16 protein-coding genes are annotated in these 15,339 nt (G+C 62.2%); 4 read left to right on the top strand and 12 right to left on the bottom strand.

Annotation, left to right across the window (positions count from 1 at the left end; genetic code table 11):
* The first annotated feature begins 28 nt into the window (after positions 1 to 28).
* Positions 29 to 742 (top strand): murein L,D-transpeptidase catalytic domain family protein, encoded by a 714-nt coding sequence (locus ACP7E3_RS15665; protein WP_017846517.1) that lies wholly within the window; start codon positions 29 to 31, stop codon positions 740 to 742.
* 29 nt (positions 743 to 771) lie between these two features.
* Positions 772 to 1,518 carry a creatininase family protein gene (locus tag ACP7E3_RS15660; protein ID WP_017846518.1) on the top strand — a complete coding sequence of 249 codons (747 nt, stop codon included), beginning with the start codon at positions 772 to 774 and terminating at the stop codon, positions 1,516 to 1,518.
* Positions 1,519 to 1,557: 39 nt separating this feature from the next.
* On the opposite strand, the gene ACP7E3_RS15655 is transcribed toward ACP7E3_RS15660, so the two are convergent.
* Both ACP7E3_RS15655 and ACP7E3_RS15650 read right to left on the bottom strand, forming a co-directional pair.
* Positions 1,558 to 1,899, bottom strand: coding sequence for a hypothetical protein (locus ACP7E3_RS15655; protein WP_046383680.1), 342 nt, complete (start codon positions 1,897 to 1,899; stop codon positions 1,558 to 1,560).
* A gap of 34 nt (positions 1,900 to 1,933) precedes the next feature.
* Positions 1,934 to 2,578 (bottom strand): hypothetical protein, encoded by a 645-nt coding sequence (locus ACP7E3_RS15650; protein ID WP_057004679.1) that lies wholly within the window; start codon positions 2,576 to 2,578, stop codon positions 1,934 to 1,936.
* Positions 2,579 to 2,710: 132 nt separating this feature from the next.
* Between ACP7E3_RS15650 and ACP7E3_RS15645 the strand changes: the two genes are divergently transcribed.
* A complete protein-coding gene (locus tag ACP7E3_RS15645; RefSeq protein ID WP_017846521.1) occupies positions 2,711 to 2,977 on the top strand; it encodes a hypothetical protein in 267 nt (88 codons plus the stop codon).
* Here ACP7E3_RS15645 and yfcF read toward each other — a convergent pair.
* Together yfcF and ACP7E3_RS15635 are read right to left on the bottom strand one after the other, a co-directional pair.
* Positions 2,952 to 3,584, bottom strand: a complete 633-nt coding sequence (gene yfcF / locus ACP7E3_RS15640; RefSeq protein WP_017846522.1) for a glutathione transferase — start codon at positions 3,582 to 3,584, stop codon at positions 2,952 to 2,954. The genes ACP7E3_RS15645 and yfcF overlap by 26 nt on opposite strands.
* Before the next feature lie 96 nt (positions 3,585 to 3,680).
* Positions 3,681 to 4,232, bottom strand: a complete 552-nt coding sequence (locus tag ACP7E3_RS15635; protein WP_128192575.1) for a DUF924 family protein — start codon at positions 4,230 to 4,232, stop codon at positions 3,681 to 3,683.
* A 119-nt stretch (positions 4,233 to 4,351) separates the two neighbouring features.
* On the opposite strand from ACP7E3_RS15635, the gene ACP7E3_RS15630 reads away from it, so the two are divergent.
* Positions 4,352 to 5,506, top strand: a complete 1,155-nt coding sequence (locus ACP7E3_RS15630; protein ID WP_426123622.1) for a DUF1624 domain-containing protein — start codon at positions 4,352 to 4,354, stop codon at positions 5,504 to 5,506.
* 58 nt (positions 5,507 to 5,564) lie between these two features.
* Here the strand turns inward: ACP7E3_RS15630 and metE are convergent, their stop codons facing one another.
* The 8 genes from metE to ACP7E3_RS15590 form a co-directional block, all read right to left on the bottom strand.
* A complete protein-coding gene (gene metE / locus ACP7E3_RS15625; protein WP_108526542.1) occupies positions 5,565 to 7,853 on the bottom strand; it encodes a 5-methyltetrahydropteroyltriglutamate--homocysteine S-methyltransferase in 2,289 nt (762 codons plus the stop codon).
* A 244-nt stretch (positions 7,854 to 8,097) separates the two neighbouring features.
* Positions 8,098 to 9,417: an OprD family porin gene (locus ACP7E3_RS15620; RefSeq protein ID WP_046383684.1), complete on the bottom strand. Its 1,320-nt coding sequence runs from the start codon at positions 9,415 to 9,417 to the stop codon at positions 8,098 to 8,100.
* A gap of 138 nt (positions 9,418 to 9,555) precedes the next feature.
* Positions 9,556 to 10,389 carry a phosphodiesterase gene (locus tag ACP7E3_RS15615; RefSeq protein WP_046484483.1) on the bottom strand — a complete coding sequence of 278 codons (834 nt, stop codon included), beginning with the start codon at positions 10,387 to 10,389 and terminating at the stop codon, positions 9,556 to 9,558.
* Positions 10,390 to 10,399: 10 nt separating this feature from the next.
* A complete protein-coding gene (locus tag ACP7E3_RS15610; RefSeq protein ID WP_126588570.1) occupies positions 10,400 to 11,431 on the bottom strand; it encodes an ABC transporter ATP-binding protein in 1,032 nt (343 codons plus the stop codon).
* The gene (locus ACP7E3_RS15605; protein ID WP_017846529.1) at positions 11,428 to 12,222 is read right to left on the bottom strand and encodes an ABC transporter permease; all 795 of its coding nucleotides are present in this window, start codon (positions 12,220 to 12,222) and stop codon (positions 11,428 to 11,430) included. The genes ACP7E3_RS15610 and ACP7E3_RS15605 overlap by 4 nt, the downstream gene beginning before the upstream one ends.
* On the bottom strand, positions 12,219 to 13,037 hold the full coding sequence (locus ACP7E3_RS15600; RefSeq protein ID WP_017846530.1) for an ABC transporter permease: 819 nt from the start codon (positions 13,035 to 13,037) through the stop codon (positions 12,219 to 12,221). Before ACP7E3_RS15600 ends, ACP7E3_RS15605 begins: the two co-directional genes overlap by 4 nt.
* The gene (locus ACP7E3_RS15595; RefSeq protein ID WP_046484480.1) at positions 13,038 to 14,042 is read right to left on the bottom strand and encodes an ABC transporter substrate-binding protein; all 1,005 of its coding nucleotides are present in this window, start codon (positions 14,040 to 14,042) and stop codon (positions 13,038 to 13,040) included.
* Positions 14,026 to 15,045, bottom strand: a complete 1,020-nt coding sequence (locus ACP7E3_RS15590; protein WP_046383687.1) for a LacI family DNA-binding transcriptional regulator — start codon at positions 15,043 to 15,045, stop codon at positions 14,026 to 14,028. The genes ACP7E3_RS15595 and ACP7E3_RS15590 overlap by 17 nt, the downstream gene beginning before the upstream one ends.
* Positions 15,046 to 15,339: the final 294 nt, after the last annotated feature.

The raw sequence follows: 15,339 nt of genomic DNA, 5'->3' as shown, positions 1-15,339 counted from the left end.
CAATCCACAGTGGGGGGATGTACTGTAGATGCTGACTTTTATGTGCCGCCTCGGCCTGATGACCTTGACCGTGGCTACGCTGAGCACCGTTGTGCTCGCCGCCGACGGCAACCCTGTTTCCTTGTATAGCAGCCTGGCGCGCTCGGCTCCAGAACTCAATCCCACTGTACTCAAAAGCGCGCTGAACGCGGTGCAGTGCGCGGTCAATAATGGTGAAGAGCGTTCCGAGCGCCTGGCCGTGATTGACTATTCCCAGCCTTCGACCGCTCGTCGGCTATGGATTTTCGATTTACGCAAAAAGACCCTGGTGCTGCGCGACCTGGTGGCCCACGGGGCCAAGTCCGGGGAAAACTTCGCCACCCAGTTCTCCAATCGTGAAGGCAGCCACCAGTCCAGCCTGGGCCTGTTCCGTACCCAGGAAAGTTACCTGGGCACCCATGGCTATTCGTTGCGCATGGACGGCCTGGAGCCGGGCTTCAATGATCAGGCGCGCGACCGTGCCCTGGTGATTCACGCCGCCGACTACGTCAACCCGTTGTGGAGCAAGCGCGAAGGCCGTATCGGCCGCAGCCAGGGCTGCCCGGCGGTGCGTCCGCAGGTGGCGCGCCAGGTGGTGGACAAACTCAAGGATGGGCAGTTCATGTTCTCGTGGTACCCGGACCAGCGCTGGTTGAAGTCTTCGACCTACCTCAACTGCAAACCCCAACAGGTGGCGAGTAGTCGTACAATCCGTGGCGGTTAGCCTGTCCCCACCGATAAAGAGAGCGTCGCATGCTTCTACATAAGTCCACCTGGATCGAGATCGGGCAGTTTCTGGAGCGCAGCCGCACGGTGGTGATCCCGATCGGCTCGAATGAGCAACACGGCCCCACCGGCCTGCTGGGCACCGACTGGATGTGCCCGGAAATCATCGCCCACCAAGCGCAGCTACACGCAGACATCCTGATCGGCCCGACCTTCAATATCGGCATGGCCCAGCACCACCTGGGATTTCCCGGCACCATTTCGCTGCGCCCTTCCACCTTTATTGCCGCGATTGGCGACTGGGTGCGTTCGCTGGCCGGGCATGGTTTCGAGAAGATCCTGTTTCTCAATGGCCATGGCGGCAACATCGCCACGATCGAAGCGGCGTTTTCCGAGCTGTATGCCGCCGCCAGCTTCGCCCGCCAACCGGCCGGGTTTGCGCTGAAACTGGTGAACTGGTGGGATCTGGAAGGCGTCAACGAGCTGGCTCACCGGCAGTTCCCGGTCGGCCACGGCAGCCATGCCACGCCGTCGGAAATTGCCGTGACGCAATGGGCTTATCCGGAGTCGATCAAGTCTGCCGATTATTCGCCGCAGATCGCCAACACCGGGCCGATCCGTGAAGCGTTGGACTTCCGCGCGCGCTTCCCCGACGGGCGCATGGGCTCGGACCCGGCCCTGGCGACCGTGGAGAAAGGCGCTGAGTTGGTGGCGTTGGCGGCTCAAGGGTTGGTCAAGGTTGTCGACAGCTTCAGCCACGAAGCAACCCCTTGAGCCAACCCTCGCGCCCACCGAGTTATGGGTGGCCTGCGGTTACTTGCACTCTTGCGCCGTCAATTCCAGGCGCGACGGCGTGATGGTCGACGCGAGCGGCTTGCGCTCATACAGGAACACCTTGGTGCCGTCCTGGCTCTTGTAGGCCTCCAGTACATCATCGGCGGCAACCTTGCTGGTCAACACCACCTTGGCGTGGCGCGAATTCTGCGTCACGGTCGAGGTGAGGTTGTGTTTTTCAAGCTTGGGCAACACGCATTGCATATAACCTTCGGGGGTCTTGGCGGTATGCAGGGTCAATGTCGGAGCATTCGGAGCGGAAACACAACCGGCCAGTAACAAAGAAGCGACAGCCAGGGCCGGGGCAAAAAAAGAGCGCATAGAAATCCTGAATATATAAAAGGAAAAGTTCACATCAACCCGCTCGGACTAATGCCTTGAGCGACGCATCAAATTGTTTCAAGGCATCGAGCTGTACATCGCGCTGCTGCTCGATCTGCGCGGCAATCTCCGGGGCCGCCTTGTCATGCGCCCACACCGACGGCACCTGCTTCTGCACCGAGCCTTCGGCCTTGGCGATGTACTGCAGGTCCGCGTCATAGAAGCGCGCGATAAAATGCGCCTCGACCAGGTCGTTACGCGGGGTCAACAGTTGGTTATGGGTGTCGAGCATCACCACCACATCGGGGTGAGCCTGCACGAGCGCATCCAGCGTGTCGTAAACGGTCACCGACAAAAACGTGCCTTGCAACGAATTCATCAACCAGTCAATCGCCAACTCCGGGTCGGAACTGTTGACGAACGCCGCACGGATGCGCCCATCAAGGGCATCTCTGGCGCCATTCAAGGCTGTGGCGTGGTAGCGTTCAAGGTAGCTGAGGTTGTCGACCGTATTTTCGCTGTACAGCACCCCCACTGACTGCTCGTGCCGCAGCGAGTCTACGCTACCGCCGAGTGACAGCAAATGGCCTGTACGCAGTTCATCGGCGATTACCGGGTTGATCATGACCACAGTGCTCATCATCAGGGTCATTAAAGCCAGTTGAATAAACGTCCTCATCGCGCGATTTCCTTGAACTGCGTCTCGATGGGGAGATTTTCCGCCTTTGTGGAAAAAACAGAACTTGCAATCTTTGATGCTGACTATTATCTGAATCAATAGTGCTTACATAAAATCTATAAGGACCACGCTATGAAACCCCACCAGAAAACCTTCGACCGCATCCGCGAAGCCGTATTGCCGGATTTTCGCGATCGGGTCGCCGATTACCTGGTTGTCTATGAAGACGTGCTGCTGGACGAGGCCGCCGACCCGGACCAGGCCTACGCCATCGCCCAGCAATTGCTCGGTTACCTGCGCGGTTTGAACACCACCCGCGTGCTGGGCATGGCGGACTGGGAAGAGCTGGACCGACGCGTCGCGCAGGAATGGCCTAAAGCGCGGGCCTTGGCAGATTGACCCATTCCTGCACCGATGGCCGCTGCCATTGGCGCTGCGCATAGCTCACCAAGTCGGCCGGCACAGGGTCGCCGTTGAGGATCAGGCGGTTGAGCATCACCGCCAGGTCCACATCGGCAATTGACCACTCCCCGAACAAGTACGCCGGATTCCCCGCCAACAGCACCTGCGCCGCACCGATCAAGCGATGGGCGGCAGCTTCGGCCAATGGCGACAACGGCGGCATCTTCTGCCCATAGAACACCACCAACGTCGAACGCTCCTGGCGAATCGGCAGCAAATCGCTGCGCAACCACGCCTGGACCTGCCGCGCCCGCGCCCGCTGCTTCGGATCGGCCGGGTACACCGCCGTTCCGGGGTAGGCCTCGTCGAGGTATTCGCTGATCGCCGAGGACTCCGACAGGGAGAAATCACCGTCCACCAGCGTCGGCACGCGTTGGGTCATGGACAGTTGGGCAAAGCCCGCCGTCTGGTGTTGCGCGGCGTCGAGGTCGAGGGGCACGGTGTCGAACGCCAGGCCTTTTTCGCGCAGGGTGACGAACACCGACATCGCGTAGGGGCTGGTGAACAGCGAATCAACGTAGAGGCGCAGCGCAGCTTGGTTCATGGTGGATCTCCTTGAGTGAAACCCCACGCTACGAGATCGGCGGCAATAAAGACAATGCGCAGTTTTTATGGGGGCATTCCCCGGCGGAATAGCGCCTCAACCGGCAAACCCGCCCTGCTCCAGAAAGGCCCGTTCCGCCTCCGTGGTCGTCCTGGCCAGCACCTCATTGCGGTGGGGAAAGCGCCCGAAACGTTCGATGATCCGCGCGTGTTCCTTGGCCCAACGGTAAGTGTTGGCATCCAACTGCTGGTTGAGGAGCAGGGAGCGTTGCTGGTCTTGCGCGTCTTCGGAATGTTCAAACGGCAGATAGCAAAACGCACGCAATGCCGGTTCGACCAATTGATCCAGCCCAGCATCCACCATGCGCCGCGCATACAGGCGCGCCAACGGGTCCGTGGCAAACATATGCGCCGTGCCGCGAAACGCGTTGCGCGGGTACTGATCGAGCAGGATCAGCAAGGCCAGCGCACCTTGCGCCGAGTCCAGCCAGCCCTCCAGCTCACGCCGCGCCGCTTGCAAATGGGTGGTGTGGAAGGTGTCGCGAAACACCGCGTCGAACGCGGCGTCCTTGGCGAACCAACGCTTGGGGCCGGCCTGCGTCCAGAAATCGACGACGGCGTGCGGGGTGTCGTTGTGTGGCTTGCTCATGATCAGCCTCTCCCGATGCCAGGCGCGAACCTGTTCGCTCTCGATGACTTCGCGCAGCGGCGCGCGCATACGTTATAGGATAACATTCGTTTTCCATCCTGCCCTTGTGATCCACGCCCATGACCGACGCTGCTCCCCTGCGCCAACGCCTGCTTTCCATCGACGCCCTGCGCGGCCTGGTGATCCTGTTCATGCTGCTGGACCACGTGCGCGAAACCTTCCTGCTGCACCGTCAGGTCAACGACCCGATGAGCCTCGACAGCACCGAGCCCGCGCTGTTTATCAGCCGTACCCTCGCCCACCTGTGTGCGCCGGTGTTTGTGTTGCTCACCGGGCTGTCCGCCTGGTTGTACGGGCAAAAATACCAGGGCCGTGGCGATGTGTCGGCCTTTCTGTTCAAGCGCGGGCTGTTCTTGATCGTGCTGGAGTTCAGCCTGGTCAACTTTGCCTGGACCTTCCAACTGCCGCCCAGCGTCATCTACCTGCAGGTGATCTGGGCGATTGGCCTGAGCATGATCGCCCTCGCTGCGCTGCTGTGGTTGCCGCGCCCGCTGCTGATCAGCTTGGCACTGGTGATCATGGCCGGGCATAACCTGCTGGATCCACTGCATTTCGCTCCAGGGACAGCGCTGCAGACTGTGTGGGCGCTCCTGCATGAGCGTAGTTGGATCGAGGTGTCCGATCACCTGCGATTGCGCATCACGTACCCGGTGTTGCCATGGATCGGTGTGATCGCGCTGGGTTACGGCCTGGGCCCATGGTTTGCCACGGCCATGGCGCCGGCCCTGCGCCAGCGTTACCTGTTGCGGGCGGGGCTCGGTGCGTTGCTGGGATTCGTGGTGTTGCGGGCGGCCAATGGCTATGGCGAGCAGCCGTGGCACGCGTATGACAGCGGCGTGCTGACGTTGATGAGCTTTTTCAATGTCACCAAGTATCCGCCGTCGCTGCTGTTCCTCGCGTTGACGCTGGGCATTGGCCTGTTATTGCTGCTGGCGCTTGAACGCGTGGGGCAGCGGCGCTGGATCGGCGTGCTCGCGGTATTCGGCGCAGCCCCGATGTTCTTTTATCTGTTGCACCTGTATGTGCTGAAGATGCTCTATGTCGCGTGCGTGGCGCTGCTGGGCCTCAACCATGGCGCCTACTTCGGCTTCGACAGTGTCGGCGCGGTATGGCTGGTCGCGCTGCTCTTGCCGATGGCGCTGTATTGGCCGGTGCGCTGGTTTGCCGGGCTGAAGGCGCGGCGGCGGGATGTGGCGTGGCTTAAATACCTGTGACCGGTCACTGCGCCTGCGGTGAAAGGGCGCAAGCGCCCTCCCACCTTGTCAGGCCGTGTTACGCCAGTTCGGCGCGCAGTTGCCGCGCCGCCGCGACCATATGGATCAGGGCCGCTTCCGTCTCCGGCCAGCCGCGCGTTTTCAAGCCGCAGTCGGGGTTCACCCACAAGCGTTCTGCCGGAATGCGTTTGGCGGCCTTGCGCAGCAGGTTGGCCATTTCCGAGGCGTCCGGCACCCGTGGCGAGTGGATGTCATAGACGCCCGGGCCGATGTCGTTCGGGTAGGCGAAGGCTTCGAACGCGTCCAGCAGTTCCATGTCCGAGCGCGAGGTCTCGATGGTGATCACGTCGGCATCCATCGCCGCGATGGACTCGATCACATCGTTGAACTCGCTGTAGCACATGTGCGTATGGATCTGGGTTTCGTCACGCACGCCGCAGGCGCACAGGCGGAACACTTCGGTGGCCCAGTCCAGGTAGTGCTGCCACTGCGCCTGGCGCAACGGCAAGCCTTCACGGAACGCGGCTTCATCGATCTGCACGATCTGGATGCCGGCGGCTTCCAGGTCGACCACTTCGTCACGGATCGCCAGGGCGAGTTGACGCGCCTGCACTTCACGGCTCACGTCTTCACGCGGGAAGGACCACATCAGCATGGTCACCGGGCCGGTCAGCATGCCTTTCATCACCTTGCGGGTGAGGCCTTGGGCGTAGCGGATCCACGCCACGGTCATCGCCTGCGGGCGGCTCAGGTCGCCGAAAATCACCGCCGGTTTCACACAGCGTGAACCGTAGCTCTGCACCCAGCCGAAGCGGGTGAAGGCGTAGCCGTCCAATTGCTCGGCGAAGTACTCGACCATGTCATTGCGCTCGGCTTCACCATGCACCAACACGTCCAGGCCGAGGTTTTCCTGCACCTCAACGGCGTGACGAATCTCGCTGTGCATCGCCTCGACGTATTCGGCTTCGCTCAACTTGCCTTGTTTGTAGGACTGACGCGCCAGGCGGATCGACGCGGTTTGTGGGAACGAACCGATGGTGGTGGTCGGGAACAGCGGCAACTTGAGACCGGCGCGTTGTGTCTCGATGCGCTGGGCAAACGGCGACTGGCGCTGGCTGTCCTGAGCGGTGATTGCCGCCACGCGGGCTTGCACCGCCGGTTTATGAATGCGCGGCGACGCGGCACGGGCCGCCTGTACGGCGCGGCTTTCGGCGAGCGCGGCGAGCACGTTCGGCGCGTCGGGCTGGTCGACGGCCTGGGCCAGCACGGCCACTTCGGCGCACTTCTGGACGGCGAACGCCAGCCAGCTTTTCAACTCGTTATCGAGCTGGTCTTCACGGCCCAGGTCGACCGGGCTGTGCAACAACGAGCAGGACGGCGCCACCCACAGGCGATCGCCCAATTTTTCATGGGCGTGCCGCAAGGTGGCCAGGGCATTGTCCAGGTCGCAACGCCAGACGTTACGCCCGTTGACGACCCCAAGGGACAACACCTTATAGGCCGGCAGGCGGTCGAGAATGGTCGGGTACTGCTCCGGTGCGCGCACCAGGTCGATGTGCAGGCCATCCACCGGCAGGTTGGCGGCCAGGCCGAGGTTTTCTTCCAGGCCACCGAAGTAAGTCGCGACCAGCTTTTTCAGCGGGTCACGCTGGATCAGGTTGTAGGCACGCTCGAAGGCGTTTTTCCAGGCTTGCGGCAGGTCGAGTACCAGAATCGGCTCGTCGATCTGCACCCACTCCACGCCCAGGTCAGCCAAGCGCTGGAAGATCTGGCCGTACAGGGGCAGCAGGCGGTCGAGCAGCTCGAGTTTGTCGAAATCGCCGCCCTTGGCCTTGCCCAGCCACAGGTAGGTCAGCGGGCCGATCACCACAGGTTTGACGGTGTGCCCCAGGTCAAGCGCCTCCTTGACCTCGTCGAAGAGCTGGTCCCAGCCGAGGTGGAAGTGCTGGTCGACGCTGAACTCAGGCACCAGGTAGTGGTAGTTGGTGTCGAACCATTTGGTCATTTCCTGGGCGTGCGCCCCGCCGCAGCAATTGTCACTGACGCCACGCGCCATGCCGAACAAGGTCTGCAAGGTGGCTTTGCCATCGGCCGGGCGGAAACGCTCAGGGATCACACCGAACATCAACGAATGGGTGAGTACCTGGTCGTACCAGGCAAAATCGCCGACGGGCAACAGCTCGATGCCAGCCTGTTTTTGCAGGGCCCAATGTGCCTTGCGTAAATCGCGGCCGACAGCGTGCAGGCCGGCTTCGTCGAGTTCGCCCTTCCAAAACGCTTCCTGCGCTTTTTTCAGTTCACGATCGCGTCCAATGCGCGGAAATCCGAGGGAATGAGCGACTGCCATGACTTACAACTCCACTGTAGGTAGTAATGGCAGCCATTGTCGGCAGATGACGATAGTGAGACAAACTCATTTTATTCCTGATGATCACAAGATCTACTCATGTTAATACCGCGCTCACGTCGCCTGAACACCTGACCCTTGTAGGAGCGAGCTTGCTCGCGAAGAACCCAAGTGCGCCGCGTACCGTCAGGCAGCCCGCATGATCGTTGGCGTTCTTCGCGAGCAAACTCGCTCCTACAGGCTGTTACATCAATGGAATCGAATAGCTCACGAACAGCCGATTCTGATCCTGGTCCCGCGCGACCTCACTGCGCGACATACCGTTGCGCCAGCCGAACCCGACGTTCTTGAAGGTGCCGCTCTGCACCACATAATCCAACGAGATATCCCGTTCCCACTCGCTGGCGTTGTTCCCGCTGGCGGTGAGGATATGGTCGCCTTTCAAATACATCATCGACGCCTTCAAGCCCGGCACGCCCAACGCCGCGAAGTCATAGGCGTACTGCGCAAAGGCCGTGCGTTCGCCGGCCTGGATAAAGGTTTGCACCGTCCGGTCGGTGTAGAGGTACAGGCTGGAGCCGCCCTCCCCTTTGTTCACCAGGCCGCCCTGGTTGAGTTGGGCAAAGTTGCTGTCATCGGACACTTGCTGGTAACCGGCGGTAATCGCGTGAGACCCCAGGGAGTAGATGAAGGCCGCACTCCAGGTGTTGTTGTCGATTTCACCGCTGCCGTTTTTGGTATAGCCGCTGAACTTGTAGCCTTCGGCGCGCCCGGCGGCGCTGCTGTTTTTGCCGTCGGAGGTGGTCTTGAAGTAACGCAGGTCGGTTTTCAACGAACCGTAGTCGCCCAACGGCAATACATGAATCAAGCCGGCAAAGTGTTGTTGGTAATAGTCTTCGAGGTTGGCGTAGTAGTACTGGACCATCAGGTCCTTGGTCAGTTGGTAGTCGGCACCGGCGTAGGTGAATTTATTGCTTTCCTGGGTGCCGCCCGCCGCCGCCAGGCCGCTGCGGTCGCTGGAGCCGCGCCCGGTGGTGTGTTGAAGCTGACCGCCGATCAGAGTCAGGTTGTCGATGTCTTTGCTGGTGACCTGCCCGCCTTCGAACGATTGCGGCAACAGGCGGCCATCGTTGCTCACCAGGATCGGCAGGTTCGGGCGCAGGTAGCCGTAGCGCGCTTCTGTCTTGGCGAAGCGTGCCTTGGCGGTGGCGCCGCCGCGAGCCCAGTTGTCCACGGCCTTGCCGTCGTCGGTAGGGATCATCGAGCTGCCCACATGGCGCCCAGCGCTGCTGTCGAGGGTCATGCCAAGCATGCCGACCGCGTCCAGGCCAAAGCCGACGGTGCCGTCGGTGAAACCCGATTGGTAATTGAGTATGAACGCCTGGCCCCACTCTTCAGTCTTCGACGGTGCGGCGCTGCCGTCACGGTTGTCGTTGTTGAAGTAGAAGTTGCGCATGCTCAAGTTGGCTTTGCTGTCGCTCAAGAAATCGGCCGACGCCAGGGGGCTCAGGGCGATGCCCAGGCTGCCGGTCAATAGGCTTAATACATTCAAAGTAGCTTTCATCAGGACGAACTCCGGCGCGGAATCCAAGTTCCGGGCGCTAAAAATGGACAGCAGGAAGCACACGGCCACACGTGAGTTGGCCGTTGCGTTAACTAACGTTCAGTTACTTGGTTGGGTGAAGTGAACCTCCGTAAAACCTCAGTCAATCAATCCATGAGCGTCATAAAACGGATATGGCCCCGGGTAGTCCCCGAATACGCCGTTGTGGCTGACCAACCCTTGTTGCGCATCCCAGCGATGCAACAAGTAACCCGCCGGTTCCAGGTTGAAATGCGCCGGCGCGGCGTCTTGCAGGTCCAGCACGATCTGATGGGACGTGCCAGGGCATACACAGCTCAAACTGCCGCCGAAACGCCGCTGCATCGACCGGTGCAAATGCCCGCACAGCAAGCGTTCCACCTGCGGGTGGCGCGCCACGACGGTTTCGAGGGCGGCGGCATTGATAAAGCGCTCGCGGTCCATATGGCCGATGCCGCTGATAAACGGCGGGTGATGCAGGATCAGCACGGTCGGCACTTGCGGACGCAGTGCCAACTGTTGGTCGAGCCACTGCAACTGGCTGTCCAGCAGTTGGCCGCCATGGCCGCCGGGGATGGTGGAATCGAGGCCGATCAGGCGCAGGGGGTGGGCGTCGACCACCCAATCCAACGGGCCCGCCGCCGAACTCGGCAAGTAGGTGTGATCGCGGAACGCATCCAGCAACGGCCCGCGCGTGTCATGGTTGCCGGGCACCAGGTAGCAAGGCATGTGCAGGCGCGCCAGTTCAGGGTGCAGCACGGCGTATTCATCGGCGCGGCCGAAGTCCACCAGGTCGCCGCTGATCACCACGATATCGGGGCGTGGGTGGCTGGCGTTCAGATGGTCGACGGCACGGCGCAGCGCGCCCAAGGTGTCGACCACGCCGTAAGTCAGGCGCTGGCCGGCTTTAAGGTGCAGATCGCTGATCTGTGCAACAAGAAACGGACGGTTCACAAGGCAACTCTCACGCATTCAGGGTGAACAACATGTGCGGCGCGATGGCCAAGGCAATCGGCGCGCCGACGGCGTACAGCTGGTTGTCGCTGCTGTCGACCAGCAACGGTTGCGGGCCGCCCACATCCACCAGCAGGCGGCTTTGCGCGCCCTGGAAAAACTGCGCCAGCAGATGGCCGTGCAGATGCCCTTCGTGTTCCATCACCCGCAAGTGTTCGGGGCGGCAATACACGGTGCCGGGCAACTGCGCTGCATGCCACGGCAATTCGCCGCCGCAGACTTTCAAACCATGGGGCGACGGCTCAATGACCTGGAAGGCATTCAGGTTGCCGACAAAGCCTGCGACGAAGGCGTTGGCCGGCTTCTGGTAGATGTCCCGCGGGCTGGCCAGTTGCGCGACGCGGCCGTGTTCCATCACCAGGATGCGATCCCCCAGGGCCATGGCTTCGCCCTGATCGTGGGTGACAAACACCGAGGTGATACCGAGGCCGCGCAACAGTTGATTCAACTCACTGCGCAGGCGCTCACGCAATTGCGCATCGAGGGCGGCCAGGGGTTCGTCCAGCAACAGCACCTTGGGGCGCGGCGCCAACGCACGGGCCAAGGCCACGCGCTGGCGTTGCCCACCCGACAGTTCATGAATGCTGCGCTTGCCGTGGTGTTGCAAACCGACCAGTTCCAGCAGTTCCTCGCAGCGCTTGTTGCGCTCCGCTGGCGACATGCCGCGAATCTTCAGGCCATAGACGATGTTCCCGGCCACATCCAGGTTGGGAAACAGCGCATAGTTCTGGAACACCATGCCCACATCGCGGCGCTCGATGGGCAGGCGCGTGACCTCCTGGTCGCCAAAGAACACCTGGCCCACGTCCGGGCGTTCCAGGCCGGCGATCAAGCGCAACGTCGTGGTTTTGCCGCAACCGGACGGGCCGAGGATGGCCAGGGTTTCGCCGCCTTCGACGGTCAGGTCCAAGTCATGCACGGCGACGGTGCCGTCGGCGAACGCCTTGCGGCAACCTTGCAGGCGGATAGTGATAGCGGTCATCGACGCTCTCCACGGGACAGACGGGCACTGATGGCCTGCAACGCAATCAGCAGCGGCACGATCATCAGCAAAAAGATAAGGGTGTAGGCGCTGGCGATTTCCAGGCGCGCCGAGGCGTAGCTGTCGGCCAGGCCCACCGGCAGGGTCTTGGTCATGGGCGTATGCAGCATCCAGGTCAGGTTGAATTCACCCAGCGACAAGGTGACCACCATCAGCACACCCGCGAGAATCCCTGCCCGGCAGTTGGGCACCACCACGCTGAAAAAGCGCTTGATGGGACCTGCCCCCAGGCTCGCCGCCGCCTCCTCCAGCACCGGCAGTTGCTGGCGTTGCATCACCGCCATCACCGGGCGCACCAGGAACGGCAAGGTGAACAGCACATGGCCGACTAAAATGAACAGCCAACTGCTGCGAAACGCGCCGAACTGGCCGTAGGTCAAGAGTAAGGCCAACGCGCTGGCCAGCCCCGGCATCGCCACCGGCAGCACCATCAGTTCCTCGAAGGCGCGACTGAAGCGATTGTTCATGCACACCAGGGCGTAGGCCGCCGGCACGCCGATCACGCAGACGCACACCGCGCAGGCCAGGGCCAGTTGCAGCGACAACCACACCGTCGGCGAATAGGCCTGCCAGACCTGAATCAACCAATCGAAGGTCAGGCCACTGGACAGGCCCACAAAGAAATTGCGCGTGAGCCCGGCCAGCAACGACATCAACACCGGCACCAACATGAAGGCGCACACCAGCAGGGTAAACAGCAGTTGCATCACGAACAGCGATGAGCGCTTCACAGGACAGTCCCCGCGTTTTTCACCCAGCGCCGGGTGAGCAGCAACACTGCCCAGGTCAGCGCGCCCAACACCACGGAAAGCGCCGCGGCGACGGCAAAGTTGGCGTAGTTGGTGAACACGTTGTAGATCGCCACCGGGGTCACGTTCAGCCGGGTGCCCAAGGTGAACGCGGTACCGAAGGCGCCCATGGACGTGGCAAAGCAGATCGCCCCGCAGGACGCCAACGCCGGCGCCAGGCCCGGCACGATCACATCGCACACCACGCGCCAATGCCCTGCGCCCAACGAGTGCGCGGCTTCTTCCAGGCTGCGGTCGAGGCTTTCGCACGCGGCCATCACCGTGAGGATCACCCGCGGGATCGAGAAGTACAGATAGCCGATAAACAACCCGGCCAGCGAGTAAGCGAAGATCCAGCGCTCACCGGCCAACTGCAGGCCCAGGGACGCCAGCAGGCCCTGGCGCCCGGCCAACAGGATCACCAAAAAGCCCACCACGACACCCGGGAATGCCAACGGAAACGTCAGCAACGCAACCAGCGCCGAACGCCCGAAAAACTGCTGGCGCGCCAGGAATACACCGCTGATGCCGCCGATCAGTAACGCCACGAGAGTGACGAACACCGCAAGCGCACAGGTTTGCGCCAGGCTGCCTAGATACTGCGCGCTGCTGAGGACCTGCCAGTAACCGCTGCCGTTGCTGTCGCGGCTCTCGGCGCCGAGCACCATCAGGTGCGCCAGCGGCAACAGCCAGAACGCGAGCAGCACCGCAAAGGCCGGGGCCAGGGCCCAGGCGGTATGTCTTGCCGATGCGGCCACTTACTTGACCTCGTTCAGGTAACGAGCGGCAAAGGCTTCCTGCACGGCGGCCATTTTCTGGTAGTCCACCACGCCGGCGCGGGCGTAATCGCTGTCGGGCAGGAACTGCGCGGCGACTTCGGTCGGCATCTGCACCGGGCGTATCGGGCGCAGGTAAGCCTTCGCCCACAGCGCCTGGCCGGCATCGGACAGCACGAAATCCAGCACTTTTTCGCCATTGGCGCGGTGCGGTGCGTTGGCCACCAGGCTCATCACGTAGGGCACGCTGATGCTGCCTTCCTGGGGAATCACGAACGCGACGTTGGCGTTGTCTTTGTAGCGTGCGCGGTAGGCGTTGAAGTCGTAGTCCACCAGGATCGGCAACTCACCGGACAACACCCGCGCATAGGCGGTTTGCTTGGGCACGATGGGGGCGTTTTTCGCCAGTTTCTGGAAGTAGTCGATGGCCGGGGCGAAGTTGTCCAGGTCGCCGCCCAGGGCGCGGTTGATTGCCACCGCCGACACGTAGCCGACGAAAGCGCTGGACGGGTCGAGGTAGCCGACCATGCCTTTGTATTCAGGCTTGAGCAGGTCGGCCCAGCTTTGCGGCACCGGCAAGCCACCCAGCGCATCGACGTTGACCATGATGCCCAAGGTGCCGGAGTGGATCGCGAACCAGTGGCCGGTCGGGTCTTTCAAGCCGGCGGGAATCTGCTCCCAGCCTTTGGGTTTGTAGCCATCGACCACCTCGGCCTTTTGCGCCTGCAGGCCGAAGGTCACGCCGTAATACACCACGTCGGCCACCGGAGCGGCTTTCTCCGCCACCAACTGCGCCAGGGACTGGCCGGAGTTCTTGTTGTCCAGCGGCACCTGCACGCCCGTGCTGGCGGCGATGGCCTTGAGCTGGGTGCCCCAGTCGGCCCAGTCCGGCGGGCAGTTGTAGCAAATCGCCGTGTCGGCGGCCTGGGCCAGGCTGGCCATGCCGCACAGCAGCACGGCGGCCAGGGTTTTACTGAATACGCGCATCAAGGGTCTCCTCATGGGGTTGAGTGCTTTCACCCGGCCGGATATGGCAAGGCAGGCAATGGGAAATCGGGGCGTTGCCGGCGATCTGCGCCAGCAACTGGTCAATCACGGTGCTGGCAAGCAAGGCGATGGGCTGCACCACGCTGCACAGCGTCGGGTGCATCTGCGTGCCGAGGGCGATGCCGTCGAAACCCATCACTGACAGTTGCTCGGGTACGTTCCAGGCGTTGCGGCGCAGCTCGGCGATCAGGCTGATCGCCAGGAAGTCGTTGGAACACACCAGCGCGGTCGGGGCATCAGGGCCGTTGAGAAACGGAGCGATGGCGGCGAATTCGGCCTGGGTATGGGCCGGCATTTCGATCACCGGGCGGGGTTGGAGGCCATGCTCTTTCATCCCATCGCAATAACCGGCGTAACGCAGACGTGCGCGGTCGGACTGCAACGCGGGGCCGGCGACCATGCTGATGCGCCGGTGCCCCGCTTCGAGCAAATAGCGCGTTGCCTGGGCCATACCGGCGCGGTTGTCGACGGACACGGCGCTGTAGTCGGGGTTGCTGGGTTGGTGGTAGGCGAGCACGAACGGCGTCTGCTCGGTAGCCAGGCTGTGTAGCACGCTGTTGCTTTCGGCATCCGTCACCGTCAGCACCAGACCGTCGACGCGCTGGCGCAGCAACTCTTCCACCACAATGCTTTCGCGCTCGCTGCTGTAGTCGGTGGTTGCCAGCAACAGGCTGTAGCCGCGCAAACGGGCCGCTCGCTCCATGGCCTGCAATTGCTCGGCGAAGACCGGGTTGAGCAGATTGGGCACCACCACGCCGATCAGGTTGGTGGTTTGCAGGCGCAGTTGGCGGCCGAGCAAGTTGGGCCGAAAACCCAGTTCACGGGCAGCGGCGAACACCTGTTCGCGGGTCGCCGGGCGTACCTGGTCGGGAGAGGCAAAGGTGCGGGCAGCGGTCGCACGGGAGACCCCGGCCAGCCGTGCAACGTCTTTCAAATCAGTCATGGTCACTCGCTTGAGATCGATCTCATTGGCGAGGACATTAGCGGCGCAATGTGGCAGGAACGTGGTGGACAGATGACGGTTTGATGTCAGCGCCCTGGACACACCGCGATCCGAATGTGGGAGGGGGCTTGCCCCCGATGGCGGTGGATCAGCTGGCCTATCGGGCGTCTGACACAACGCTATCGGGGGCAAGCCCCCTCCCACATTGGGTCGATGCATGCCGTTGGAGAGTCATATTCCGGGGCTATGCTTGGAAACCCGACGCGCAAAATCCGCCCGCTAACCTTTCGATCT

Source organism: Pseudomonas sp. PSPC2-3, from assembly GCF_049898265.1.
In the GTDB taxonomy this organism is placed as follows: Bacteria; Pseudomonadota; Gammaproteobacteria; order Pseudomonadales; family Pseudomonadaceae; genus Aquipseudomonas; species Aquipseudomonas veronii.
This window is presented reverse-complemented; position numbering and strand designations above follow the sequence as displayed.

Coding starts and splice junctions, on each gene's coding strand:
- ACP7E3_RS15665 (WP_017846517.1), top strand. CDS start 29: ATGCTGACTTTTATGTGCCGCCTCGGCCTGATGACCTTGACCGTGGCT.
- ACP7E3_RS15660 (WP_017846518.1), top strand. CDS start 772: ATGCTTCTACATAAGTCCACCTGGATCGAGATCGGGCAGTTTCTGGAG.
- ACP7E3_RS15655 (WP_046383680.1), bottom strand. CDS start 1,899: ATGCGCTCTTTTTTTGCCCCGGCCCTGGCTGTCGCTTCTTTGTTACTG.
- ACP7E3_RS15650 (WP_057004679.1), bottom strand. CDS start 2,578: ATGAGGACGTTTATTCAACTGGCTTTAATGACCCTGATGATGAGCACT.
- ACP7E3_RS15645 (WP_017846521.1), top strand. CDS start 2,711: ATGAAACCCCACCAGAAAACCTTCGACCGCATCCGCGAAGCCGTATTG.
- yfcF (WP_017846522.1), bottom strand. CDS start 3,584: ATGAACCAAGCTGCGCTGCGCCTCTACGTTGATTCGCTGTTCACCAGC.
- ACP7E3_RS15635 (WP_128192575.1), bottom strand. CDS start 4,232: ATGAGCAAGCCACACAACGACACCCCGCACGCCGTCGTCGATTTCTGG.
- ACP7E3_RS15630 (WP_426123622.1), top strand. CDS start 4,352: ATGACCGACGCTGCTCCCCTGCGCCAACGCCTGCTTTCCATCGACGCC.
- metE (WP_108526542.1), bottom strand. CDS start 7,853: ATGGCAGTCGCTCATTCCCTCGGATTTCCGCGCATTGGACGCGATCGT.
- ACP7E3_RS15620 (WP_046383684.1), bottom strand. CDS start 9,417: ATGAAAGCTACTTTGAATGTATTAAGCCTATTGACCGGCAGCCTGGGC.
- ACP7E3_RS15610 (WP_126588570.1), bottom strand. CDS start 11,431: ATGACCGCTATCACTATCCGCCTGCAAGGTTGCCGCAAGGCGTTCGCC.
- ACP7E3_RS15595 (WP_046484480.1), bottom strand. CDS start 14,042: ATGCGCGTATTCAGTAAAACCCTGGCCGCCGTGCTGCTGTGCGGCATG.
- ACP7E3_RS15590 (WP_046383687.1), bottom strand. CDS start 15,045: ATGACTGATTTGAAAGACGTTGCACGGCTGGCCGGGGTCTCCCGTGCG.